The organism is Chromobacterium sphagni (assembly GCF_001855555.1).
Classification (GTDB): Bacteria; Pseudomonadota; Gammaproteobacteria; order Burkholderiales; family Chromobacteriaceae; genus Chromobacterium; species Chromobacterium sphagni.
On sequence record NZ_MKCT01000016.1, the window covers coordinates 40,061 to 61,742 of the forward strand.

Annotated in this window: 19 protein-coding genes and 1 pseudogene; 12 read left to right on the forward strand and 8 right to left on the reverse strand. The window is 66.0% G+C overall.

Annotated features, from left to right (window positions below; all coding sequences use genetic code 11):
• Positions 1–51 precede the first annotated feature (51 nt).
• Positions 52–868 (reverse strand): annotated as a pseudogene (locus BI344_RS22790) (polyphosphate kinase 2 family protein); the annotation flags it as partial.
• A gap of 199 nt (positions 869–1,067) precedes the next feature.
• Here BI344_RS22790 and BI344_RS08195 point away from each other — a divergent pair.
• From BI344_RS08195 to BI344_RS08220, 6 genes are all read left to right on the forward strand, one after another.
• Positions 1,068–1,769 carry an ABC transporter ATP-binding protein gene (locus BI344_RS08195; RefSeq protein WP_071112479.1) on the forward strand — a complete coding sequence of 234 codons (702 nt, stop codon included), beginning with the start codon at positions 1,068–1,070 and terminating at the stop codon, positions 1,767–1,769.
• Positions 1,766–3,142, forward strand: a complete 1,377-nt coding sequence (locus BI344_RS08200; protein ID WP_071112480.1) for an ABC transporter permease — start codon at positions 1,766–1,768, stop codon at positions 3,140–3,142. Before BI344_RS08195 ends, BI344_RS08200 begins: the two co-directional genes overlap by 4 nt.
• A gap of 10 nt (positions 3,143–3,152) precedes the next feature.
• Positions 3,153–3,917 (forward strand): outer membrane lipoprotein-sorting protein, encoded by a 765-nt coding sequence (locus tag BI344_RS08205; protein ID WP_071112481.1) that lies wholly within the window; start codon positions 3,153–3,155, stop codon positions 3,915–3,917.
• A 3-nt stretch (positions 3,918–3,920) separates the two neighbouring features.
• The gene (locus BI344_RS08210; RefSeq protein ID WP_071112482.1) at positions 3,921–5,150 is read left to right on the forward strand and encodes a hypothetical protein; all 1,230 of its coding nucleotides are present in this window, start codon (positions 3,921–3,923) and stop codon (positions 5,148–5,150) included.
• Between the two features lie 113 nt (positions 5,151–5,263).
• Positions 5,264–6,181 carry a sensor histidine kinase gene (locus BI344_RS08215; RefSeq protein WP_071112483.1) on the forward strand — a complete coding sequence of 306 codons (918 nt, stop codon included), beginning with the start codon at positions 5,264–5,266 and terminating at the stop codon, positions 6,179–6,181.
• Between the two features lie 27 nt (positions 6,182–6,208).
• Positions 6,209–6,931 (forward strand): LytR/AlgR family response regulator transcription factor, encoded by a 723-nt coding sequence (locus tag BI344_RS08220; RefSeq protein ID WP_071112484.1) that lies wholly within the window; start codon positions 6,209–6,211, stop codon positions 6,929–6,931.
• 3 nt (positions 6,932–6,934) lie between these two features.
• Here BI344_RS08220 and BI344_RS08225 read toward each other — a convergent pair whose 3' ends face one another.
• The 4 genes from BI344_RS08225 to BI344_RS08240 form a co-directional block, all read right to left on the reverse strand.
• Positions 6,935–7,435 carry a cupin domain-containing protein gene (locus BI344_RS08225; protein ID WP_071112485.1) on the reverse strand — a complete coding sequence of 167 codons (501 nt, stop codon included), beginning with the start codon at positions 7,433–7,435 and terminating at the stop codon, positions 6,935–6,937.
• A gap of 288 nt (positions 7,436–7,723) precedes the next feature.
• Entirely contained in the window at positions 7,724–8,479 is a 756-nt protein-coding gene (locus BI344_RS08230) for a hypothetical protein (RefSeq protein ID WP_071112486.1), read from the reverse strand.
• A 244-nt stretch (positions 8,480–8,723) separates the two neighbouring features.
• Positions 8,724–9,650, reverse strand: coding sequence for a 2-hydroxyacid dehydrogenase (locus BI344_RS08235; RefSeq protein ID WP_071112487.1), 927 nt, complete (start codon positions 9,648–9,650; stop codon positions 8,724–8,726).
• Positions 9,651–9,735: 85 nt separating this feature from the next.
• Complete coding sequence (locus BI344_RS08240) at positions 9,736–10,506, reverse strand: HAD-IIB family hydrolase (RefSeq protein ID WP_071112498.1); 771 nt, start codon at positions 10,504–10,506, stop codon at positions 9,736–9,738.
• A 346-nt stretch (positions 10,507–10,852) separates the two neighbouring features.
• Between BI344_RS08240 and BI344_RS08245 the strand changes: the two genes are divergently transcribed.
• The 3 genes from BI344_RS08245 to BI344_RS08255 all read left to right on the forward strand — a co-directional run bounded on the left by BI344_RS08245 (position 10,853) and on the right by BI344_RS08255 (position 14,739).
• Positions 10,853–12,076 carry a hypothetical protein gene (locus BI344_RS08245; protein ID WP_071112488.1) on the forward strand — a complete coding sequence of 408 codons (1,224 nt, stop codon included), beginning with the start codon at positions 10,853–10,855 and terminating at the stop codon, positions 12,074–12,076.
• A 4-nt stretch (positions 12,077–12,080) separates the two neighbouring features.
• Complete coding sequence (locus tag BI344_RS08250) at positions 12,081–12,971, forward strand: EamA family transporter (protein ID WP_071112489.1); 891 nt, start codon at positions 12,081–12,083, stop codon at positions 12,969–12,971.
• Positions 12,972–13,176: 205 nt separating this feature from the next.
• A complete protein-coding gene (locus BI344_RS08255; RefSeq protein ID WP_139166925.1) occupies positions 13,177–14,739 on the forward strand; it encodes a hypothetical protein in 1,563 nt (520 codons plus the stop codon).
• A 24-nt stretch (positions 14,740–14,763) separates the two neighbouring features.
• Here the strand turns inward: BI344_RS08255 and BI344_RS08260 are convergent, their stop codons facing one another.
• Positions 14,764–16,110 (reverse strand): HD-GYP domain-containing protein, encoded by a 1,347-nt coding sequence (locus BI344_RS08260; RefSeq protein WP_071112491.1) that lies wholly within the window; start codon positions 16,108–16,110, stop codon positions 14,764–14,766.
• Positions 16,111–16,267: 157 nt separating this feature from the next.
• Here BI344_RS08260 and BI344_RS23765 point away from each other — a divergent pair, with 157 nt between their 5' ends.
• Together BI344_RS23765 and BI344_RS08265 are read left to right on the forward strand one after the other, a co-directional pair.
• Positions 16,268–16,525 carry a hypothetical protein gene (locus BI344_RS23765; protein ID WP_139166926.1) on the forward strand — a complete coding sequence of 86 codons (258 nt, stop codon included), beginning with the start codon at positions 16,268–16,270 and terminating at the stop codon, positions 16,523–16,525.
• Positions 16,526–16,570: 45 nt separating this feature from the next.
• Positions 16,571–17,038 (forward strand): hypothetical protein, encoded by a 468-nt coding sequence (locus BI344_RS08265; protein ID WP_071112492.1) that lies wholly within the window; start codon positions 16,571–16,573, stop codon positions 17,036–17,038.
• Here the strand turns inward: BI344_RS08265 and BI344_RS08270 are convergent.
• Together BI344_RS08270 and BI344_RS08275 are read right to left on the reverse strand one after the other, a co-directional pair.
• Positions 16,978–18,576 (reverse strand): protein adenylyltransferase SelO, encoded by a 1,599-nt coding sequence (locus BI344_RS08270; RefSeq protein ID WP_241499288.1) that lies wholly within the window; start codon positions 18,574–18,576, stop codon positions 16,978–16,980. The two genes, BI344_RS08265 and BI344_RS08270, sit on opposite strands and share 61 nt — an antisense overlap.
• Before the next feature lie 131 nt (positions 18,577–18,707).
• Positions 18,708–20,972 carry a YgiQ family radical SAM protein gene (locus BI344_RS08275; protein ID WP_071112493.1) on the reverse strand — a complete coding sequence of 755 codons (2,265 nt, stop codon included), beginning with the start codon at positions 20,970–20,972 and terminating at the stop codon, positions 18,708–18,710.
• 285 nt (positions 20,973–21,257) lie between these two features.
• Here BI344_RS08275 and BI344_RS08280 point away from each other — a divergent pair.
• Positions 21,258–21,682: Kdo hydroxylase family protein (locus tag BI344_RS08280; protein ID WP_193430968.1), on the forward strand; the 425-nt coding region annotated here is incomplete at its 3' end.

Here is a 21,682-nt window from a genome sequence, read left to right on the forward strand (position 1 = left end):
TGGTTGATTCGAGTGCTGCACGAAACCGGACTAGTACGTATAAATTCTTATTTAAAGCGAATATACGGTTTCCCAAGTCTTCAGGCAATCACCGGATGGCCGCCAGCGGCGGGTGGTCTGATCCGGTGGCGTCATCGGCGCGGGGAGAGGCGGGGTCAAAAGGAGAGCGAGTCCCGCTCTTCCTGACCCGACATATCGCCGGGTTCGCCCACTATCAGCGGGTTGGGCGCGCGCCACGCGCCGGTCCTTGCCCGGATAGTCCAGCCGCGACAGGAAGTAGCGGATGCCGCCCAACCGGGCGCGCTTCTTGCCGTCGGATTTCTCCACCGTCCACGGCGCGTCGCCGCTGTGGCTGTGGAAGGACATCGCCTGCTTGGCGGCGGTGTAGTCGCCGCACTTGTCGAGCGACAGGATGTCGATGGGCGACAGCTTCCAGTGCTTGGGCGGATCGTCGCGGCGCGAGATGAAGCGGCGCAACTGCTCCTCGCGGCTGACCGAAACCAGAACTTGAACGGCTTGATGCCGCTGTTGACCAGCATCCGCTCCAACTGCGGCGTCTGGCGCATGAATTCCAGGTATTGACGGGCGTCGCAGAAGCCCATCACCCGCTCCATTCCGGCGCGGTTGTACCAGGAGCGGTCGAAGAACACGATCTCGCCGGCGCTGGGCAGATGGGGATGCAGCGCTTGATGGTGCCGCCCTTGCCGGCGGCGTCGCGGCCTTCGAACAGGATGACGATTTTCTGCCCGCTTTCCTTCACCCAACTCTGCACTTTCAACAGCTCGATCTGCGGCTCCTGCTTCAGCCTTTCGTATTCGGCGCGGCGCATGCGGTTGCTGTGTGAATAGCTGGCCGGCAGCTCGGCGCTGCCGTGCGGCGCCAGAGCCAGAGCCACCGGCTGCTGTGCTGGCTGATCTCCACCGATTCGTCGTGCGCGCGCGCCACGATGCGGCTGGCGCTGGCCAGGCGCGTCTCGCGCCGACGGGTGGCGTTTCATCGCAAAATATTACAAACGCATTCCGGCTGGTTTACAGTGGCGGCGTGGTGTCCATCCAGGGAGAGAGTCGATGTGGTCAGTGCAGATGCATCAGGTTTGCAAGCATTACCGGCTGGACCAGGTGACGGTGCCGGCGCTGCAGGATGTCGAGCTGGCGGTCAGGCCGGCCTGTTTCACCGTGCTGTCCGGGCCATCGGGCAGCGGCAAGACCACGCTGCTGAATCTGATCGGCGGGGTGGATCAGCCCGACAGCGGGACCATCCTGGTGGCGGGACAGGACATCGCCCGGCTGGATGACGACGCGCTCAGCGATTTCCGCGCCCGCCACATCGGCTTCATTTTCCAGAACTTCAACTTGCTGCCGGTGCTGTCGGCGTATGAGAACGTCGAATATCCCTTGCTGCTGGCCAGGGTGTCGGCAGCAGAGCGTAAGGCGCGGGCGATGGCCTTGTTGGACGCGGTAGGCCTGGCCGACAAGGCGCGGCAGCGGCCCGGCCAGCTGTCCGGCGGCCAGCGCCAGCGGGTGGCGATCGCCCGCGCGCTGGCGCACCGGCCTTCGCTGGTGCTGGCGGATGAGCCCACCGCCAATCTGGACAGCCAGACCGGCGCCGGCATCCTGGCGCTGCTGCGCGATCTGCAGCGGCAATACCAGTTGACGGTGGTGTTTTCCTCGCATGATCCGCAGGTGATCGCCGCCGCTGACGACCACTATCAGGTGCGCGACGGCCGCGTCAGCCGCGCCGACGCGCAATTGCGCAAGGAGATGGCATGAACACCCTGAAACTGGCCTGGCGCAATCTGCTGCGCAACCGCCGCCGCACGCTGGCCACGCTGGGCACCATGGTGGTGGGCGTGGTGGCGCTGCTCTTGTTCGGCGGCTACAACCGCACCGTGCAATATGGCCTGCAGACCGGCTTCGTCCGCAGCGGCGGCCATTTGCAGATCCAGCACCGCGATTATTTTCTTTACGGCAACGGCAATCCGGCCGCCTACGGCATCCGCGACTACCGGCGCGTGATGCGGGTGGTGGAGAACGATCCGATATTGAAACCGATGCTGACGGCGGCGACGCCGACGTTGTCGCTGGGCGGCATAGCCGGCCATTACGCCGCCGGCGCCTCGCGCACCGTCATCGCCCAGGGCAGCGAGGTGGCCGGGCAGAACCGGATGCGGCGCTGGGACGATTACCATTTCGGCGACAAGCCCAAGACCATAGCCCTGACCGGCACCGCGCCGGACGCGGCGGTGATAGGGGTGGGCGTGGCGCGGGTGCTGCAATTGTGCGACGCGCTGAAAGTGAAGGGCTGCAGCGCGCCGGTCAAGGCCGCCGGCGGCGGCAACGCCATGCCGGCCGATCTGCGGGCGCTGTCCGACGCCGCGCCGCAGGCGCTGGCCGACAACCGCATAGAACTGCTGGCTGCCACCGCCGCCGGCGCGCCGAATGTGGCGCGGCTGACCGTGGTGAAGGCGCAGAGCATGGGGGTGAAGGAGCTGGACGACATGTACGTCAGTATGCATCTGGCCGCCGCGCAGCGCCTGGTCTATGGCGGCGGCGAGCCGCGCGTCACCGCCATCGCGCTGCAATTGAAGCACAGCAGCCAGATTCCGGCGGCGCAGGCGCGGTTGCGGCAGCTGTTCGCCGCCAGTTTGAAAGACCAGCCGTTGGTCGCCTACGACTTTGCCACGCTGCAGCCGCAATACGGCCAGATCACCGGCATGTTCGGCACCATCTTCGGTTTCCTGTCCATCCTGATCGGCTGCGTGGCGCTGTTCACCATCGCCAACACCATGAATATGGTGGTGCTGGAGCGCACGGTGGAAATTGGCACGCTGCGGGCGATGGGGCTGCGCCGCGGCGGCATCCAGCGCCTGTTCCTGTGCGAGGGCGTGATGCTGGGCCTGCTGGGCAGCGTGGCCGGCATCGCGCTGGCGCTGCTGCTGGCCCAGGTGATCAACCACGCCGGCCTGACCTGGCTGCCGCCTGGCCAGGTGGACCCGTCGCCCATCATGGTGCGGCTGTGGGGCGAGACCAGCATGATGCTCGCCACCGCGCTGGGGCTGGTGCTGATGGCGACTTTGTCGGCCTGGTGGCCGGCGCGGCGCGCCGCCCGGGCGGTGATCGTGGACGCTCTGCGCCACGCTTGAGGAGATGGACATGAACAAGATGTGGATGGCGGCATGGGCGCTGCTCGCCGGCTTGGCTCAGGCCGCGCCGGATGCGCAGACAATACTGGCGAACAGCGACGCGGTGCGCAATCCGGGCAAGTCCTTCGGCCTGATCGTGTCGCTGGTGGGCTACAAGGATGGCAAGGAGAACGAGCGCAGCGCGCTGGCGGTGTATTCGCGCGCCGACCCGAACAACGGCCAGTTCCGCAGTTTGCTGCGCTTTGTCAACCCGGCGCGCGACGCCGGCAAGCTGATGCTGAAGAACGGCAACGACCTGTGGTTTTACGACCCGGCCAGCAAGGCCAGCGTGCCGATCTCTCCGCAGCAGCGCCTGCTGGGCCAGGCCTCCAACGGCGACGTGGTGACGGTGAACCTGGCGCTGGACTACCGCGCCGCGCTGGCGGGCGAGGAGGACATCCTGGACGGCGACCGCCAGGCGCGCCATTGCTACAAGCTGCGCTTGACCGCGCGCAACGCCGGCGTCACCTACCACGCGATAGAGCTGTGGGTGGACACGGCGGGCTACCGCAGCCGCAAGGCCAGGTTCTACGCCGAAAGCGGCGGCCTGCTGAAAACCGCCTATTACCGGGCCTACCAGCAGGTGCTGGGCCAGGAGCGTCCCACCGAGACGGTGATCATAGACGGTCTCAATCCCAAGTGGGTGACGGTGTTGCGCAACAGCGATTTTGCCTGGCGCGAGGTGCCGGAGGCCTGGCTGCAGCGCGACTATCTGCCGCGTTTCCGGGCGGAGTGAGCGATGCGGCGCTTGGGAAGGCTGCTGGCGCTGGCCGGCCTGCTGTCAGGGGCGGCCAGCGCCGACGACGACGCGGCGGCGCTGCAATTGGCCGACCAGACCCAGTTGCCGGCGGAGAAACCTCGCGATTTGAAACTGCTGCTGGAGGCGGCGGCCATCGCCAGTCCGGGCGCGCCGGGCGGCCAGCGCTTGTCGTTTGACATCCGTTGGGACGGGCGGCTGGATCCGGATTGGCGCGCGGTGTTGTCCAATCGCCTGGACCAGAACTTCGCCGATGCGCCGGGCCGCAGCCATGGCGTCGACACGCTGAAAGAGGCTTATCTCAGCCGCGAGTTCGGCGGCGCCAGCATGCTGGACATTGGCCGCGTCAACACCCGTTACGGCGTGGGGGTCGGTTACAACCCGACCGACTTTCTGGGCGAGGGCACGGTGCGCTCGGTGGTGTCGGCCGATCAGGCCAGCTTGCGGGAGAACCGGCTGGGCAACGCCATGCTGCGCTGGCAGCGGCTGTGGGACAATGCCTCGCTGACGGCGATCTGGTCGCCCAAGCTGGCCGATGGCCCCAGCGGCAATGGCATGAGCCTGGATTTCGGCGCCAGCAATCCGCGCGAGCGGGCGCTGCTGGTCTACAGCTACCGCTTTACCGAAGCGCTGAACCCGCAATGGTTGCTGTTGCAGGAGCAGGGGTGCTCGCCGCAACTGGGTTTCAATCTGTCGCGGGTGCTGGGCGACTCCACCGTGGCCTACATCGAGTGGGCCGGCGGCAGGCAGGCGCCGCAATGGCGGCAATGGCTGGGGCAGGAGGGCGATGGCTGGAGCAACCGGCTGGCGAGCGGCCTCACCTGGACCGGCGGCAATAAGCTGAGCCTTACGCTGGAAGGCGAGTACGATGGCGGCGCGCCGGATTCGGCCAGTTGGCGGCAACTGCAGGAGAGTCCGTTCTATGGCTTGTATCGCATGCGCATGGCCACCAGCACGGCCTTGCTCACCCGGCGCGGCGCGCTGTTGCGCGCCAGTTGGCAGGACGCGCTGGCGGACAATCTGGACCTGACCGCCATGCGCGGCGTCAGCCTGGTGGATCATAGCGGGATGAACTGGGCCGAGGCGCGCTATCATCTGGGCCCGGTGGATCTGGCGCTGCAGTGGCAGCGCTTCGACGGCGGCGCCTTGAGCCAGTATGGCGCCGGGCCGGCGAAGCAGGCATGGCAGCTGGTGTTCGATTATTTCCACTGAGGTGAAATCATGAGTGCATACCAACGCTGGTCCGGCGAATTGCGCGAGCTTGCCGTCTGCAGCGCGATCAACCTGGCTATCGCCCTGTTTTTTTCCTCGCTTGGCGGTTGGGGATGCTGTACGACAACCTGCTGATTTCGTTTTGCATCGGCTATAGCTGCTGGCTGACCGGCAGCCTGCTTGGCGGCTGGCTCAAGCTTAGCCGAATCGTCGTCTATCTGGCGGTGCTGTTGTTCAGCGTGCCTTTCGGTTTCAAGCTGGCGGCCTGGCTGGGCGCTTTCGACGTGTTGGCGCGCGCCTTCCGCGTGCCGGAGCGAGCGTATCTGTTTTTGCTGCCGACATTTCTGGTGGTGACCTTCGCCATGGCCGTCAGCATGCTGTACTACCGCTCGCAGGCGCTGGCGGGCGAGCTGGAAGCCACGCGCCGGCGCGAGGCGGAAAGCCGCGAAGCCCAGACCGCCGCCCAATTGGCGCTGCTGCAGGCGCAGATCGAGCCGCATTTCCTGTTCAACACCCTGGCCAACGTGCAAAGCCTGATCGAGATGGATCCGCCCCGCGCCTCCAGCATGTTGGGGCATCTCAATACCTATCTGCGCGCCAGCCTGGCGCGCAGCCGCAACGCCGGCGGCACGCTGGGGCAGGAGCTGGAGTTGGTGTCGGCCCTGTTGGACATCGCCGCCATCCGCATGGGCGAGCGGCTGCAAGTGAAGCTGGAAGTGGACGAGGCGCTGAAAGCGCTGCCCTTGCCGCCGCTGTTGCTGCAGCCTTTGGTGGAAAACGCGCTCAGGCACGGCCTGGAGCCCAGCGTGACCGGCGGCGAGCTGGCGATCTTCGCCGAGCGCCAGGACAAGTTTCTGCGCCTGGGCGTCAGCGACAGCGGAGTGGGAATCGCCGAATCCTCGCCGCCCGGCGTCGGCTTGGCCAATATCCGCGAACGGCTGGCGGCGCTGTACGGCCCGGCGGCGCAATTGCGGCTGATGCCGCGCCAGCCGCATGGTGTGCTGGCCGAACTGGTATTGCCGCTTGCATAATCATTCTTTGCCCGACAGGAAGTCTCCATGCCCACCGCGCTGATCGCCGACGATGAAGCCTTGCTTGCCGCCGCGCTGCAAAACGCCTTGTACAGGCTGTGGCCGCAGTTGGAGATCGTCGCGGTCGCGCACGACGGCGTGACGGCGTTGGCCGACATCAACCGGCTGCGGCCGGACTTCGCCTTTCTCGACATACGCATGCCTGGCGTGGACGGCATGGCCGTGGCGAAAAGCGTGTCCGGCTGCCGGGTGGTGTTCGTTACAGCCTACGACCAGTTCGCGTTGCAGGCATTCGAGGCCGAGGCGGCGGACTACTTGATGAAGCCGCTGGACGATGTCCGCCTGCTGCGTTGCATCGCCCGGCTGCAGAGCCAGCTGCCGGCGCCGGAAAAAGCGCCGCAGCCGGCCAGGATGGAGGCCCGAGGCTGGCTCAACTGGATCACCGCCGGGCTGGGCAACAGCAAGCGGCTGATCCCGGTGGACGAGGTGCTGTATTTCAAGGCCAGCGACAAGTACACCGAATTGGTGCTGGTCGGAGAAACCCAGCTGATCCGCACGCCGCTGAAGGAACTGGCGGCGCGGCTGGACCCCGGCCAGTTCGTCCAGATCCACCGCGGCTTGATCGTGCGGCTCGCGGCGGTGCAGGGCATAGAGCAGGACATGCTGGGACGCAGCTTCGTCCAATTGAAGGACGGCGGCGAGAGGCTGCCGCTCAGCCGCAGCTTCGCCGGCCAGTTCAAGGCGATGTAGCGTCTACTTCAGCAGTTCGAAAATCTTCGGCAGCTCCGGCTCGCCGTCCATATACGGGGCCTCGCGCAGATAGCCCACCTGGCGCAGGCTGCGCACCAGCACCTTGCCGCTGTCCGGGTAGAAGCACACTTCACTGGCGTGGTTGGGCCCCATGCCCAGGTAGACCAGATCCTGGTCAAACGGGTTGGCCAGCTGGTGGGCGATGCCGGTGCCGGCGGGACAGGACAGGCAATCGCCGGGGCCTACCTCGCAGATATCGTCGCCGTAGCGGAACACGCCGCGTCCGGACAGGATGTAGAACACCTCGTCCTCCAGCGCGTGGCTGTGGAAGGGGCAGCCGGCATGGCCCGGCGGCAGACGGGTGAGATTGACTCCCAGTCGGCCCTTGCGATCCTCCATCGCCGGTGTCAGCGGTTTGTAACCGCCGCCCCAGTGCGCGCCCTCCTGATGATCCTTTTCTTCAACCTCGCTGACATTCACCACATTGGCGGGTCTTGCGCACATGTCGATTCTCTGGTTTGATTTGGCCTATTTATGCTTTTGGCATAATAATTCCTTGGGAAAAAGGCATCGCGATGCGCCTACCCCCTGTCTCATCCCCGGCTGTTCGACTGCCTGCGCCGCCAAAAATCAAGCTGTCGCGCGTCGGTCCGGCGGCAGGATCGCCGTCGCCGCCTGTCCGCCTGCGGTCGGTAATGCAGCTGGACGGGGACATTCCGCGACCGGATTCGAGCCTGCGCTGGCGCGGTGTGGGATTGGGGCCGGGAGGGTCGTCTCCCGGCCGATGGCGGGTCAGACTTGCCCGCGTTTCTGTTTGCGGATGCGCAGCCAGCGGAATACCGCGTGCGCCACGGAAACCGGCGACAGCGGCACCAGCGCCAGCAGTCCGTCGCCCAGGCGGTAGCCGGGGTTCATGCTGAGGAAGAAGCGGTCGGACGGCTTGGTGGAGCGCTGCCAGAACTGGTGGTCGTCCTTGCTGTCGCGCGTCAGGATGCCCAGATTGGCGATGAAGGGCCGTTCGGGAGAAACCGGATTGATGTTGAAGCTGGCGAAAAGCTCGCATGCCTTGGCCGCCAGCGGGTGGCGCTCGTCCTGGCCAGGCGCCGGCCAGAACCCGCGGGCGAACTTGTGCAGCACGCCGTAGCTGGAAGGGTGCAGCATCACGCCGAAGAAATACATGGGGTGCAAGGGGTGGCTCAGCCAGTTGTACAGCACCTGAAGCATCATGAAGGAGAAATTGCTGTTTTTGCCGCGGTATTCCTTGTACAGGCCAGACTGGATGCGCAGCACGCTGCAAGTGCGGCCGCCGATCTGGCGGCGGAAGCGGTGCATCGTACAGTAGCCGACCAGGCGCCGGCTCGCGTCGCGGTGCAGCAGCAGGCTGCTGTGCTCGGCGGGCGGGGAGAAGATCATGGCGTTGAAGGTGTCGAAGTCGGTGCCGGCGAAGATGGCATCGTGCACCTGGAACAATTCGCGGGCCAATTTCTCTTTTTGCGCCGGCTCCAGCTTGGCGGGCAGCACGCGGGTGGAGTGGATGATGTCGGCCATTTCATTCCCTTTTGTTGCGTTGCAGCATTGAAATGGGGCGATCATATAAACCGGCTGTAGCAGTGGCTACTGGCCTTTTTGATTAGCAAATATCATTTTATTATTTAAATTAAAATGACATTGAAATTTATGGATTTTCCGATGGCGGCCGCCTGATTGCGTCACGATCGCTGTCCATTTTGCCAGCCGGCAGGGTGTCGGGGGGAGAGAACCGCAGGCGACCGGAAGCCTCCTGCCTGGAGGCTCAGTAGCCTTGCTGGCGCTGCACGCGACCGTCGGCCTCTTCGCCGCGCGCCAGTTGCCGCAGTTTGCCGACAATCTGCGCCACCGCCTCCTGGCGCAGCGTGATGGCGGCAATGTGCGGAGTGACGGTAACGGACGGGTGATGCCAGAGCGGGTGGCCGTGGGGCAGGGGCTCGACGGCGAACACGTCCAGTTGGGCGCAGCGCAGGTGGCCGTTGTTCAGCAGGGCCAGCAGCGCGTTCTGATCCACCAGGTCGCCGCGGCCGGCGTTGATCAGCATTGAGCCGGGTTGCATCAGCGACAGCCGCTCGCCGTTCAGCAGGCCGCGGGTCTGCGGCGTGGATGGCAGCAGGCAGGCCACCACCTGGCTGGTCTCCAGCAATTTTTCCAGGCCGGACTCGCCATGCAGGCTGTGCACGCTGTGGATATGCTTGGGACTGCGGCTCCAGCCGCTTACCGGATAGCCGTCGCGGACCAGCGCCTTGGCTACCGCCGTGCCGATCTCGCCCAGCCCCAGGATGCCGACATGCACGTCGGCAGGCGGCCTGGGGGCCAGCATCCGCCACTGTCCGGCCGCCTGCTGGCGGCGGTAGACATCCATATTGCGCTGATAGCCCAGCACGCCGTAACGGACGTATTCGGTCATCTGGCCGGCCATGCCGCTGTCGAGCAGCCGGTATAGCGGCATGCCGTCCGGCAGGTCGGCCCGGCCTAGCAGCTTGTCCACGCCGGCGCCCAGCGCGAAAATGGCTTCCAACCGCGGCAGGCTGGCGATCAGCCCGTCGGGCACGCCCCAAACGATCAGGTAGCGGACGGCATTCAGGCAGGCTTCGTTGACGTCGACGAAAAGTTGTTCCGGCATGGCGGCGCGGAACAGTTCGAGATAGGTGGCGACTTCCTTCGGGTTGGGAGTGTGGACCAGAATCATGGCTTGGCTTCATGGTTGGGTATGCCTGCAGTATACGCCGCCCATCGCAGGGCCTGCCAAATCGGTCGCGGCGCTATCGGCGCGATCACTGGACGGCGTAGCGCTCGCCGAGGCGGCGCATGGCGCCGATCAGCCGGGTTTCGATGTCCTCGCCGCGCTCCAGCTGTTCGGTGGCGTGCCGCAGCAATTGCGGATGGCCGCCGATCAGCACGGAATGCCTGGCGGCGGCAAACATGGACAGGTCGTTGCTGTCGTTGCCGAAGCAGACCAGCTGTTCCGCCTCGATGCCATGGCGGCGCAGGGCGCTCATCTTGCTGACGCCGGCGGCGGTGATGTCGACGATCTGCTGGTCTGAGTGGTGGTGGATATGGATGTCGTCGCGGCTGCTCAGCGCCTGTTTCAGGCCATCGCCATCGGCGCATTCGGTTACCAGCAGCTTCACCGGCTGATGAATCTCGCCGCGCGGCACATGCCTGGCGCGGCGCTGCGGGTCCACCAGCGCCATGAAGGGGTGGTCGGGTTCGCCTTGGTAATGGTAATGCCAGGCTAGGTCCACCAGATAGGATGCGGCGTGCTGTTCCGCCAGCGCAAACAGCTGTTGCAGCGTGTCGTCGGCCAGCAGGCTGATGGCGGTCAGTTCGCCGCGGTGGTAGGTCATCGCGCCGTTGGAGCCGACGAACAGGCCGTCGTGAAAGCTCGGGTCCAGCAGGTGCAGGATGTCGCGGTAGGGGCGGGCGGAGGCGAAGCCTATCTGGTGCCCTTGCCGCTCCAGCTCTGCCAGCGCGCGCTGGATGGCTGGGCTGATGCTGCTGCCGTTGAAGCAGATGGTGCCGTCTATGTCGAAGATGAAGTGCATGCGGTTCGCGCTGTTGAAAAGAGGTGGGGCGGCGTTGGCCATTTTCAGCCTGGAACGGGATTGGGCGGATGCTTCCCGCCAATGGTTCCATGGACATCGCCGGTATCGGCCAGGCGGGCAGTATACAAGCGGCATGATCCGGCTGTGAACGGGATTCCGCATCTTCTTGCCGCCGCGCATGGCCGGTGTTTGCGCTAGGTGCAAACCGTAGGCGGGCGATTGCCTGTTGCCGCTCCGATGCCGCCGGCCTATATCTGGGTGAAATCCATCTTGTCCGTTCTGTCCGCATGAAAATCAGATGACGGCGGGTGGCTGTATTTCCCAGAGGCGGCGGGAGGCAGGTGCGATGATAGGCAAGGACATGCAGTATCTGCTGGGCGACCGGAGCTTGCGGGCGCTGACGGCGCTGCCGGAGTTGCGCGGCGCCGCCGGCGTGCTGGGCAGCGATGTCGAGGGGCCGCTGTTTTTGGGCGACTTCATCGCCGAGGCGCTGTCGGCCAGGGTCCGGCCCCGCCACGGCGCCATCGAGGCCGTGCCATCCTATGGCCAGATCCTGTATCAGGAAGGCTATGCCGCCTTTACCGAAACCACCATAGGTCTGCGCCGGCCGTTGCGCCGTGTCGGCGGCGGGCCGCCGGGGTGCCGCTATACCTGGGTGCAGGAAGGGACCGACACCATTCTCGCCTTGCCGATGCTGCTGGCCAGCGGCGTTGACTACGCGTATCTGGACGGACTGGCGCGCGGCAGCGCGGCCACCCCCGGCGCGGCCGAACTGGTCCGCGAGCTGGAGCGCCGGGGCATGCCAGTGGTGGGCATCACCACCGCGCCGCAACAGCCATATCGCAATCTGGTCGAGCGCAACGGGCTGCTGGCGCGGGAGCGCATTATCGGCTCGCCGTTTCCCTTGAACGAGACCCGCGAGCTGTTGCAGGGGAGGCGGCGCTGGGATGATGAAATCGGGATGGTCTGCCGCTATCTGGACGACGCCTTCGCCATCATCGACGGCTACTCGGAAATACACAGCCGGCATGGCGAGCGTTCGCGGCGCCTGTCCGATGCCGGCCGGCGTCTGCTGCGGGCGCGCTTCCTCAAGCATTGCCGCGACGAGCTCGGCATTTCCTACGATCCGGCGGAACGGCGTGGCCGGACCGCGTCCACCCTGCTGGGCGAGATCATCGAAGCCTGCGCGATGGTGGGCGACCGCGCCAAGGCTGCGATAGCCTTGAATCTTGGCCGCTCGCTGCGTGATGGCGCGCTGGTCGCCATGGGCGACGGCGGCAACGATGTGCAGATGCTGCGGCGAGCGCCGCTGTCGATAGGCGTGAACGGTCCTGACGCCGCCAGGGCGGCCAAGATAGCGGTGGTCACCGCCGACATGGGCTGCGTGCTGCCCATCCTGAGGCAGATCATCGAGGGCGAACGCGATGTCAACGCCATCATCGGCCGCGCTCAGGCCGAGGTCGGCGAGGCGGCATGGATACACCGCGGCGGCGAGCATCTGGCGCCGGAGTCGCTGGCGCGCCACCGCGACATGAAAAGACGGCTGCGCGGCGAGTTCGTCACTTACTGAGCCCATGTTACCCCCTTTAGCCCGCCGTTTGCCCGCGCCGGCCCAACGCGGCGAAGCGGCCGCACGGCTTTCCCGGCTGGCGCTGGGCGCGGCGCTGGGCCTGTTGTCCATGGCTTGCGTGCAATTGGGGTCGGCCTGGTCGGTGCCGGCGATGCGGGAGCTCGGCCCGTTCAGCCTGACATGGCTGCGGCTGAGTTGCGCGGCGGTCTTGCTGGCGGCGCTGGTGCGTCCGCCGCTGCGGGAATTGGCGCGCGGGCATCGCGGCTTGATCCTGGGCTTGGGCGGGGCGATGGCCGGCATGATGTTGTGCTTCTTCGCCGCGCTGCGCAGCATGCCGCTGGGGCTGACGGTGGCCGTCAATTTCCTGGGGCCCTTGCTGGTGGCGGTGGCTGGCGCGCGCCGCCGGCTGGATCTGGCTTGGCCCTTGCTGGCTCTGCTGGGCGTGCTGTTGCTGGCCAGGCATCAGGGGCAATGGCAGGCCGATGCGGCGGGACTGGCGTTTGCCGCGGCGGCGGCGGCCTGCTGGGGCGGGTACATCGTGCTGATGAAGCGGGCGGGGCAGGTGTTTCGGGGGCTGGACGGCTTGACGGCGGCGCTATTGGCCGCCGCCTTGCTGTCTGCGCCGTTCGGGCTGGCCGGCCATGCGCTGCCCAGCCCGCGGCAATTGGCCGCGGTGGCGGAGCTGGCGCTGCTGATGCCCTTGCTGCCCTATGTGCTTGAGATCAGCGCCTTGCGGCTGATGCCGGCGGCGTCCTTCGGCATCCTGAGCAGCGCCGAGCCGGCCATTGCGGCGTTGGCAGGCTATCTGCTGCTGGCGCAGGCGATCGCGCCGGCGCAGATGCTGGGAGTGCTGTTGGTCGTGGCCGCCAGCCTGGGCGCGCTGACGCTGGCTTGAATGGCATGAATGGAGCGGTTGCGTTTCTGGATTCGTATTAAGTTGCCAGTTTTTGTCGTAATCAGAACGCTCCTGCCTAAAAGTTGAATATTCACATTAAATATTCAGTGGCATTTGACGATATCGCATTGAGAGAACATGGTGCGAAAGGCGTGAAATGGCGGTGAGCGGAGGGTTTCCCATAAATTTGCAGCCGCAGGTGGCAATGCGGCCCGCTTGGGCTGGCGTGCGGGTGGCGGGGGCGGCGACTGCGGCCGGAAACGATGCGCCGGCGCCGTTGCTGGACAGCAAGGGCCTGGAGGTGGGCTCGCCGGAATCGCGTTATGGCCTGAGCATGCAGACGCTGCAGCTCTTGAAGCAATACGATGTGCGCAATATGTCGGGCAAGGACCTGGATGCCTTGAGCGAGGTAATGCTTGCACAGGGAGACATGGCCGGCGACGTGGCCGGCGCCATCAGCAGCGACATCGAGTCCAAAGGCTGGAACACCGCGGGCGACAGCAATGCGCTGGAAATTTTCGCCAAGCGCCGCGACGACGCGATGGCCAGCGTCAAGGCCGGCGAAATCACAATGCGCTTGGCCGATTTCCCGTTGAAGACGAACGCGCGGGTGCGGGAGGCGCTGGAGAAGCTGGCCGGCATACACGACGCGCTGCAAGGCGACGGCAGCGTGCAGGCTGCCGCTTCCGACAGCATGAGCCAGGCGCTGGAACTCAAGCGCTTCAACGACTGGACGCGCATTGAGCAACAAGGGGCGGAGCCGGGCCAGCCCCCTGCAACTTATGATCAGAAAACCGCGGACGCGGTCATGAATACCCTGCAGCGGCTGGGCGTCAAGCTGCCGCCGGCGGACGACAAGGTCGGGGCCGGCGATCCGATGGCTCAAGCCTGGAGCGCTTATCAGGCCTGGCGGGCGCAGCACCCGGACGGCAAGCTGCAGATAGACTTGCAAGCAGCAGCGGACAAGGCGGCGGACCCGTCCAAGCCCGAGCCAACCGAAGCGCCGGCCGCCGCGGCGCAACCCGCCACTCCTGCCTCCATGAAGAGGCAGGCTCAGGCGCTGGTCCAGGGCGCTCAGCTGCAGGCGCAGTATGGCATGAGCCTGCCCATGCTGCAGCTGCTCAAGGGCTTCGATGTCGCCAATGCTTCCGTGGACCAGGTGAAGCAGCTGGGTCAGTTGCTGCAGGGCAATGGCGCGTTGTCGCAGGACGATGCGGATTCATTGCTGCCCTTGACTCAGCGCGGCATGGTGGACACGATCGGCTATTACCGTCGCGATCTGAGCTGGCTTGCCGATGCCCAGCAGCATGGCATCGTTCCGCAATACCGGACGGCGCAAGGCATGGCGGATCTGGCGAACGTGGCGGGGCGCGCCCGCAACGACCAGCAGGCCCAGGCGGTGCTGGACCGGCTGGCCGGCTTGCATCAGGCGCTGCAGGGCGACGATAGGGTGCAGGCGGTGGCCGACGGCGGTTTGCAGCAGGCCAGCGACCTGGCGGCGTTCAATGTCTGGGCGCAGGTGGAGCGGCAGGGCGCGCGCAGCGGCGACAGTGCCCAGCCGGAGTTCCGCAGCCGGCAGGATGTGGACGGGATCTTCCGTACGCTGCAGCGCATCGGGGTGGAGTTGACGCCGCTGGACGGCGACGCCAATGTCAGCCAGAAGCTGGCGCAGGCCTGGAAGGACTATCAGGGCTGGAGCCGCAGCCATCCGGACGCGCAGCCGGCGCTGCAACTGGCACCTGCTGCGCGCATCAATGATTTTGCCTGAGGGCGTGCCGCCTGTCGGACAGCGTTACGTTACCGCGCCCTCGGCATGCAGCACGTGTTCCAGCGCGGCGAAACAGGCCGGATCGATGGCGCAGCCCAGATATTGGCGCATGATGTCCAGCGTGTGCGGGATGGGGGTTGGCGGGTGGTAGGGGCGCTCGGCGTTGATGGCGTCGAAGATGTCCGCGGTGGTGATGATGCGGGTCTCCAGCGCGATGGCGTCGGCTGTCAGGCCGCGCGGATAGCCGCCGCCGTCCAGCCGTTCGTGGTGGGCGCCGGCCATGCGCGCCAGCTCTTCGAAAGATTCTATGCGGCTGAGGATGGCCTCGGTGTAGCCGGCGTGGCGTTTCATCGCCACCCATTCGTTGGGCGTCAGTTTGCCGGGCTTGTCCAGAATGGTGTTGCTGACGCCCAGCTTGCCCACGTCGTGCAGCAGCGCGCCGCGCTTGAGCCAGCGCCGACGGGTCGGCTCTATCTCCAGATACGCGGCGATGCGGTCGGCGTAATGTCCCACGCGCAGGCTGTGGCCGGCGGTGAACGGGCTTTTGGAGTCCACCACCAGACCGAATCCTTCGGCGATTTCGTCCAGATAGTCCTCGTCCAGCGGCACCTCGCATTGCGAAGGCTCCAGCGCCAGCACTGCCTGTTCGATGTCGTCGGCCTCCAGCTGGCGCCAGAAGTCCTCATCCTGGCTTATGCTGCGGAAAGCCTGTATCAGCTCAGGATCGAACCAGCTGCCGGCTCGGTTCGCCGCCTCGTTCCGCGCGGTGCCGCGGCCATGGGTGGCGTGCAGCACGTCGATCACCTGGGCCAGCAGCGTGATGCGGGCATTCAGCGGAATGGCCTCGCCGCTCAGGCCGAGCGGTCTGCCGGAGCCATCCCAGTGTTCGTCCAGGTTCTGGATGCCGAGCGCCACGTTTTCATTGAAGCGCAGCTGGCGGGCGATGTCCGCGCCGCGGTGGCAGCGGGTGTTGATCAGCTCGTCCGCCATTTCCTTGCCGTGTCGCAGCACATTGAAGATGGAGGCCGCGCGCTGGCGCCAGCCGTCGGCATGGGTGCCGGTGTTGTTGAAGACGAAGCCCAGCACCTGCGGCAGGCTGGTGCCCACCAGCTTGAATTCCTGCTTGAAGCTGCGGTCGTCGGCGAGATAGAGCTCGCTGATGCGGGCGGCGTTGCTGCTGCAGCCCAGGTCTTTCAGCAGGATGGCGTAGTACAGGTCCCACAGCTGCTGCGCCTCCAGCCCGATGGCGCGGCCGATGTGCATCCCTATCCAGCAGCTGCGCACGCAATGTCCCTCCGGCTGGCCTTCGGTGATGTCCAGCGCGTAGCTTAGCGCGCTGATCAATTGCGACAGTTTCAGGGTGGCGGCCATGGGCGCTCCGCGACGGGTACCTAATCTTTATGCCTTGGTAGTTGGGGTTTTGCAATCCCAGACGATGGCCGGGAGGATGCATGGCTATGAATGGTCGGTTTCGCGGGATAAGCGGGCGCTATGCTGAATCGACTCGATGGCGCCTATGGCCTCCGGCATGGCTGACGCGGGCCGGGATCATGCCGTCTTGCCTTGGAGAAAAGGCCGGCGTGGCCGATGGTTTTGCCGCGCGGTTTTTTCCAATCGCCAATCCTGTCCCTGGGGGCGCGCATCGATGGAGGCCGCCGTTAGCTTTGATCCTCTTTCGCCCGATGGTTTTTCGGCGCTGGCCGAGCTGGCCGGCGCGATCTGGCGCCGCCATTTCATCGCCATGATCAGCATCGAGCAGATCGAGTACATGCTGGCCGGCCGCTAAGCCCCTGACAAGCTGCGAACTTATCTGGATGCGGCGGACTGCTGGTTGCGGCTGCTGAAGCTGGAGCAGCTCTACCTGCTGCAAGAGATGCATGGCCAGCGCTTGGGGGGGGGATGGATGATGGACGAGGTGGCGGCCACCGCCCGCGCCACGGGCGGCAATGCGCTGATGCCGACCGTCAACAGACACAACTCCGGCGCCATCGCGGTTTACGAGCGGCGCGGCTTCTGGTTGCGGGAGGAAGCGGTGTTCGATATCGGCAACGGCTTCATGATGGACGATTCTGTGCTGGAAAAATGCTGGAGTGAGGTGCGCCTGGCGGCGGCACGGCATGTTTTGCGGCAGGGGGCGACAGCCGGTCTGCCATCATCGCAGCAGCGAAAGGGCGAGCCATTCGGCTTGCCCTTTGTTCGCTTTGGAGGCGTTGCAGAGGAAACCTGGCTCCTGATTGCTCAGGTCCCGCAAAACGTCCGATACCCTTCCGCCACTTCCGGCGCGGCCGGCAGAGCGTAGCGCTGCAGTCCTTCCCGTTCGGTGAAAGGATCGCGCAGCGCCTCCAGCAGTTTCAGGGTCGAATCCATGTCGCCGCGTTCGCTGGCGGCGTCCAGCGCTTCCTCGACCAGATGGTTGCGCGGGATGTAGAGCGGACTGTGCCTGCGCATTGCAGCGGCGACGTCGACGGCGCGGCGCGTCTTGATGGCGAGGCGCGTCAGCCATTGCAGCAGCCACGGCTCCAGCTCCTCCGGGGTGGGGAACAGCGCGGCCAGCGGCGCGCGCCGGCCTTCGGCGGCGTCGGCCAGATAGCGCCAGGCCAGCGTGTGGTCGACGCCTTGGGCGGCCAGCAGCGTCAGCCAGTCTTCGGCCAGCTCCATGTCGCCTTCCTTCGCGTCGATCAGGCCCAGCTTGAGGCGAGCCTGGGCCAGCCAGTGTTCGCGGTAGCGCTCGGAGAAGCCTTCTATCGCCGCGGTGGCGGCGGGGACCGCGCTGGCCGGGTCGTCCGGCGCGATCAGCGGCAGCAGGGTTTCGGCGAGGCGGGCCAGATTCCATTGCGCGATGGCCGGCTGGTTGCTGTAAGCGTAGCGGCCGTTGCGGTCTATCGAGCTGAACACGGTGTCCGGGTGGTGCGCGTCCATGAAGGCGCAGGGGCCGTAGTCTATGGTTTCGCCGGACAAGGCCATATTGTCGGTGTTCATCACGCCGTGGATGAAGCCGGCGTGCATCCAGCGCGCGATCAGTTCGGCCTGGCGCTCGCTCACAGCCTGCAGCAGTTCCAGGTAGCGCTTGTCTGCGCCGGCGAGCTGGGGGTAGTGGCGGGCTATGGTGTAGTCGGCCAGTTTTTGCAGCATGTCGCGCTCGCCGCGGATGGCGAAGTACTGAAAGGTGCCGACGCGCAGATGGCTGGCGGCGACGCGGGTCAGCACCGCGCCGGGCAGTGGCCGCTCGCGGTGCACGGTTTCGCCGGTGGCCGCCACCGCCAGCGCGCGGGTGGTGGGGATGCCAAGAGCCTGCATCGCCTCGCCCAGGATCAGTTCGCGCAGCATCGGCCCCACCGCCGCCTTGCCGTCGCCGCGGCGCGAAAACGGCGTCGGGCCGCTGCCCTTGAAGGCGATGTCGCGGCGTTGGCCGGCGGTGTCGATCACTTCGCCCAGCAGCATGGCGCGGCCGTCGCCCAGCGCCGGCGACAGGCCGCCGAACTGGTGGCCGGCGTAAGCCTGTGCTATGGTTTGCGCGCCGTCCGGCAGCGCCGCGCCGGAGAAGACGGCGGCTAGCTCCGCCTCGCCGGCATTGGCGGTGTCCAGGCCCAGCTCGGCCGCCAGCGCGGCGTTCCAATACAGCAGCTTCGGCGACAGCGGCGTGTCCGGCTGTGTTGGCTCGTAGGCGCCGGGCAGGTCGCGGGCGTAGCTGTGGTCGAAGGCGATGCGGATCATGGTGAAATCCTTGTTGTTTACCGTGTTCTTGGCGCGTCCGCTGCCGGACGGCTGATCAGGACAGGGCTCGTCTGGACGGTGGCGGCAATGCCGGCGTCGCTGGCGCAGGGTCTGAATGTCCATGACGATATCCTAATCCCGTGCGGCCAGGCTCTTGAATTTTTCTTTGCGCCTTTTCTTGCTCAACTTTCCGGCGGGAGGAGCGCAAGACGGAGGACAGCGAAAAGCCGCCCATCGGGCGGCTTGGTCGGCGCTTAACGGCTGCGGCCGGTTTTGCCTCCAGGCTTGCCGCCGCTGGTTTTGGCGGCGGCCGGCTTGCCCGAGTATGGCTTGGCGCCGCCGGCGGCCGGTTTGCCGCGCGCTTGAGCGTGGGCTGGAGCGCGTTGCTGTCCCGGCGTCTTGCCGCGCGCGGCCGGCGCGCCCATGCGGTGGCGCACCGCGGCGGCCTTGTCGCCAGGCGGCGTCGGCGGAATCAGGCAGTGTTTGCTGTGGCCGATCAGGTCGGCGCGGCCCATCTGGATCAGCGCGTCGTGGATGATCTGCCAGTTGTCGGGATGATGATAGCGCAGGAAGGCCTTGTGCAGCTTGCGGCGGTAGCCGTCGCGCACCACGTCGACCTTTTCCGAGCTGCGCGACAGGCGCTTGAGCGGGTTGCGGCGGGTGTGCCACATGGTGGTGGCCATCGCCATCGGCGTCGGGGTGAAGGTCTGCACCTGGTCCAGGCGGAAGTTGTTCTTCTTCAGCCACAGCGCCAGATTCATCATGTCCTCGTCGCTGGTGCCGGGGTGGGCCGCGATGAAGTACGGAATCAGATACTGTTCCTTGCCGGCCTGGCGGGAAAAGCGCTCGAACAGCTCTTTGAACTTGTCGTAGGCGCCCATGCCCGGCTTCATCATCTTGGACAGCGGGCCGTCCTCGGTGTGCTCCGGCGCGATCTTCAGATAGCCGCCGACATGGTGCTGCACCAGCTCCTTGATGTATTCGGGCGAACGCACCGCCAGATCGTAGCGCAGGCCGGACTGGATGTTGATCTTCTTCACTCCCGGCAAGGCGCGCGCCTTGCGGTACAGCTGGATCAGGTGGCTGTGGTCGGTATTGAGGTTCTCGCAGATGTCCGGGTACACGCAGGACAGTTTTCTACAGGAGCTCTCGATCTTCGGGTCCTTGCAGCTGAGGCGGTACATGTTCGCCGTCGGGCCGCCCAGGTCGGAGATGTGGCCGGTGAAGCCCGGCGTCTTGTCGCGGATTTCCTCGATCTCGTGCAGGATCGACTCTTCCGAGCGGCTCTGGATGATGCGGCCCTCGTGCTCGGTGATGGAGCAGAAGGTGCAGCCGCCGAAACAGCCGCGCATGATGTTGACCGAATACTTGATCATCTCCCAGGCCGGGATGTGGGCGTCGCCGTAGGCCGGGTGCGGGTTGCGGGCGTAGGGCAGGCCGTAGACGAAATCCATTTCCTCGGTGGTGAGCGGAATGGGCGGCGGAGTCAGCCACACGTCGCGCTCGCCGTGCGTCTGCACCAGCGCGCGGGCGTTGCCCGGGTTGGATTCCAGGTGCAGGGTGCGGCTGGCGTGGGCGTACAGCACCGGATCGTGGGCAACGGCCTCGAACGCCGGAATCCGGATCACGGTCTTGGCGCGCTCGGCGCGGCGCTTGGCCAGGCGCTCCTCGCGCGATTCTATGCGTATCACCTGCGGCTTGCTGGGGTCGATGCCGGCGGTGGCCTTGGCCGCCTGTTCCGGAATCTCTTCGTATGGGTTCAGGTGCGGATCGACGCGGCCGGGCAGGTCGACCACGCTGGAGTCCATCTCCTGCCACTCCTCGTCCGGGCGCCAGCCCTGCGGCACGATGAAGGCGGTGCCGCGGATGTCGCGCATCTCCGACAGCTTTTCGCCGCGGGAGGCGCGATGGGCGATCTCCACCAGCGCGCGCTCGGCGTTGCCGTACAAGAGGATGTCGGCCTTGGAGTTGACCAGCACCGACGGCCGCACCTTGTCGCTCCAGTAGTCGTAGTGGGCGATGCGGCGCAGCGACGCTTCGATGCTGCCTATCATCACGCCGACGCCGGGGTAGGCTTCGCGGCAGCGCTGCGCGTAGACGGTGACGGCGCGGTCCGGGCGCTTGTTGGGCTCGGCGTTGGGGGTGTAGGCGTCGTCGGAGCGGGCGCGGCGGTCGGCGGTGTAGCGGTTGATCATCGAATCCATATTGCCGGCGGTGACGCCGAAGAACAGGTTCGGTCTGCCCAGTTCGCGGAACGCGTCGGCGCTGTGCCAGTCCGGCTGGGCGATGATGCCGACGCGGAAGCCCTGCACTTCCAGCAAGCGGCCCACCAGCGCCATGCCGAAGCTGGGATGGTCGATATAGCAGTCCCCGGACACCAGGATGATGTCGCAGGAGTCCCAACCCAGCTGGTCCATTTCGGCGCGGGTCATCGGCAGGAACGGGGCGGTGCCGAAACGGCTGGCCCAGTACTTGCGGTAGGAGGAAATCGGTTTGGCGGCGGCTTGCGGAGTTGTCATGCGATCACGTCTAATTCGGGCAGCCGGCTATTTTGCCAGAATCCGGCAAAAAAATCAGCATAAACAATTGTTTATTATGGCGAATCGCCCGGCTGGCTGTAGGGATTTTACATTTGGCGATATGCGCATGGTTTTGTGATGGAAATCAAGGATCTTGCGCGAAGGCACCGCCCGGCGGATGCCCGGGGCATGAGTTTGGTGTACCCTTGCGGGCTTGTGCGACGCGGCAAAGCGTCCGCCCGCCGCGCCGGGCGCATTTTATCGATCAGGATCAAGGAGGGAATCATGGGTGAACGTATCGTGAGCGTGGCGGGAGGGGAGCGCGCGCTGGTGCAAAAACTGGAGGCGGGCGCCGTGCTGCATGTGCCCGATTTCGGCTTCACCCTGAGCGCGGCCGAGCAGGCGCTGCTCGATCCGGCCCTGTCCGATCCCAAGCGCAAGAACATCAGCCTGGAGCCGGGCAACGGCGCGCTGCACGGCGTGCTGGGCGGCGCGGACAAGGAGAGGGCGGTACGGGCGCTGATCTCGCGCTACCAGCGGGCGGCGGCCGATCTGCTGGCCCAGGTGCTGCCCGAATATCAGGGCAAGGTGCGCCCGGCGCCCACCAGCCTGCGCCTGGTGCGGGTGGAAGACCGCAAAACCTCCTGGCGCAAGGACGACAGCCGCCTGCATGTGGACGCCTTCCCGTCGCGCCCAACCTATGGCGAGCG

Bases quoted from the DNA above. Each gene is read 5' to 3' on its own strand.
- BI344_RS08230 (WP_071112486.1), bottom strand. From the start codon at position 8,479: ATGGCCGACATCATCCACTCCACCCGCGTGCTGCCCGCCAAGCTGGAG.
- BI344_RS08220 (WP_071112484.1), top strand. From the start codon at position 6,209: ATGCCCACCGCGCTGATCGCCGACGATGAAGCCTTGCTTGCCGCCGCG.
- BI344_RS08250 (WP_071112489.1), top strand. From the start codon at position 12,081: ATGTTACCCCCTTTAGCCCGCCGTTTGCCCGCGCCGGCCCAACGCGGC.
- BI344_RS08200 (WP_071112480.1), top strand. From the start codon at position 1,766: ATGAACACCCTGAAACTGGCCTGGCGCAATCTGCTGCGCAACCGCCGC.
- BI344_RS08270 (WP_241499288.1), bottom strand. From the start codon at position 18,576: ATGGACATTCAGACCCTGCGCCAGCGACGCCGGCATTGCCGCCACCGT.
- BI344_RS08260 (WP_071112491.1), bottom strand. From the start codon at position 16,110: ATGGCCGCCACCCTGAAACTGTCGCAATTGATCAGCGCGCTAAGCTAC.
- BI344_RS08245 (WP_071112488.1), top strand. From the start codon at position 10,853: ATGATAGGCAAGGACATGCAGTATCTGCTGGGCGACCGGAGCTTGCGG.
- BI344_RS08205 (WP_071112481.1), top strand. From the start codon at position 3,153: ATGAACAAGATGTGGATGGCGGCATGGGCGCTGCTCGCCGGCTTGGCT.
- BI344_RS08210 (WP_071112482.1), top strand. From the start codon at position 3,921: ATGCGGCGCTTGGGAAGGCTGCTGGCGCTGGCCGGCCTGCTGTCAGGG.
- BI344_RS08275 (WP_071112493.1), bottom strand. From the start codon at position 20,972: ATGACAACTCCGCAAGCCGCCGCCAAACCGATTTCCTCCTACCGCAAG.
- BI344_RS08225 (WP_071112485.1), bottom strand. From the start codon at position 7,435: ATGTGCGCAAGACCCGCCAATGTGGTGAATGTCAGCGAGGTTGAAGAA.
- BI344_RS08255 (WP_139166925.1), top strand. From the start codon at position 13,177: ATGCGGCCCGCTTGGGCTGGCGTGCGGGTGGCGGGGGCGGCGACTGCG.
- BI344_RS08215 (WP_071112483.1), top strand. From the start codon at position 5,264: ATGCTGTACGACAACCTGCTGATTTCGTTTTGCATCGGCTATAGCTGC.
- BI344_RS08240 (WP_071112498.1), bottom strand. From the start codon at position 10,506: ATGCACTTCATCTTCGACATAGACGGCACCATCTGCTTCAACGGCAGC.
- BI344_RS08195 (WP_071112479.1), top strand. From the start codon at position 1,068: ATGTGGTCAGTGCAGATGCATCAGGTTTGCAAGCATTACCGGCTGGAC.
- BI344_RS23765 (WP_139166926.1), top strand. From the start codon at position 16,268: ATGGCTGACGCGGGCCGGGATCATGCCGTCTTGCCTTGGAGAAAAGGC.
- BI344_RS08235 (WP_071112487.1), bottom strand. From the start codon at position 9,650: ATGATTCTGGTCCACACTCCCAACCCGAAGGAAGTCGCCACCTATCTC.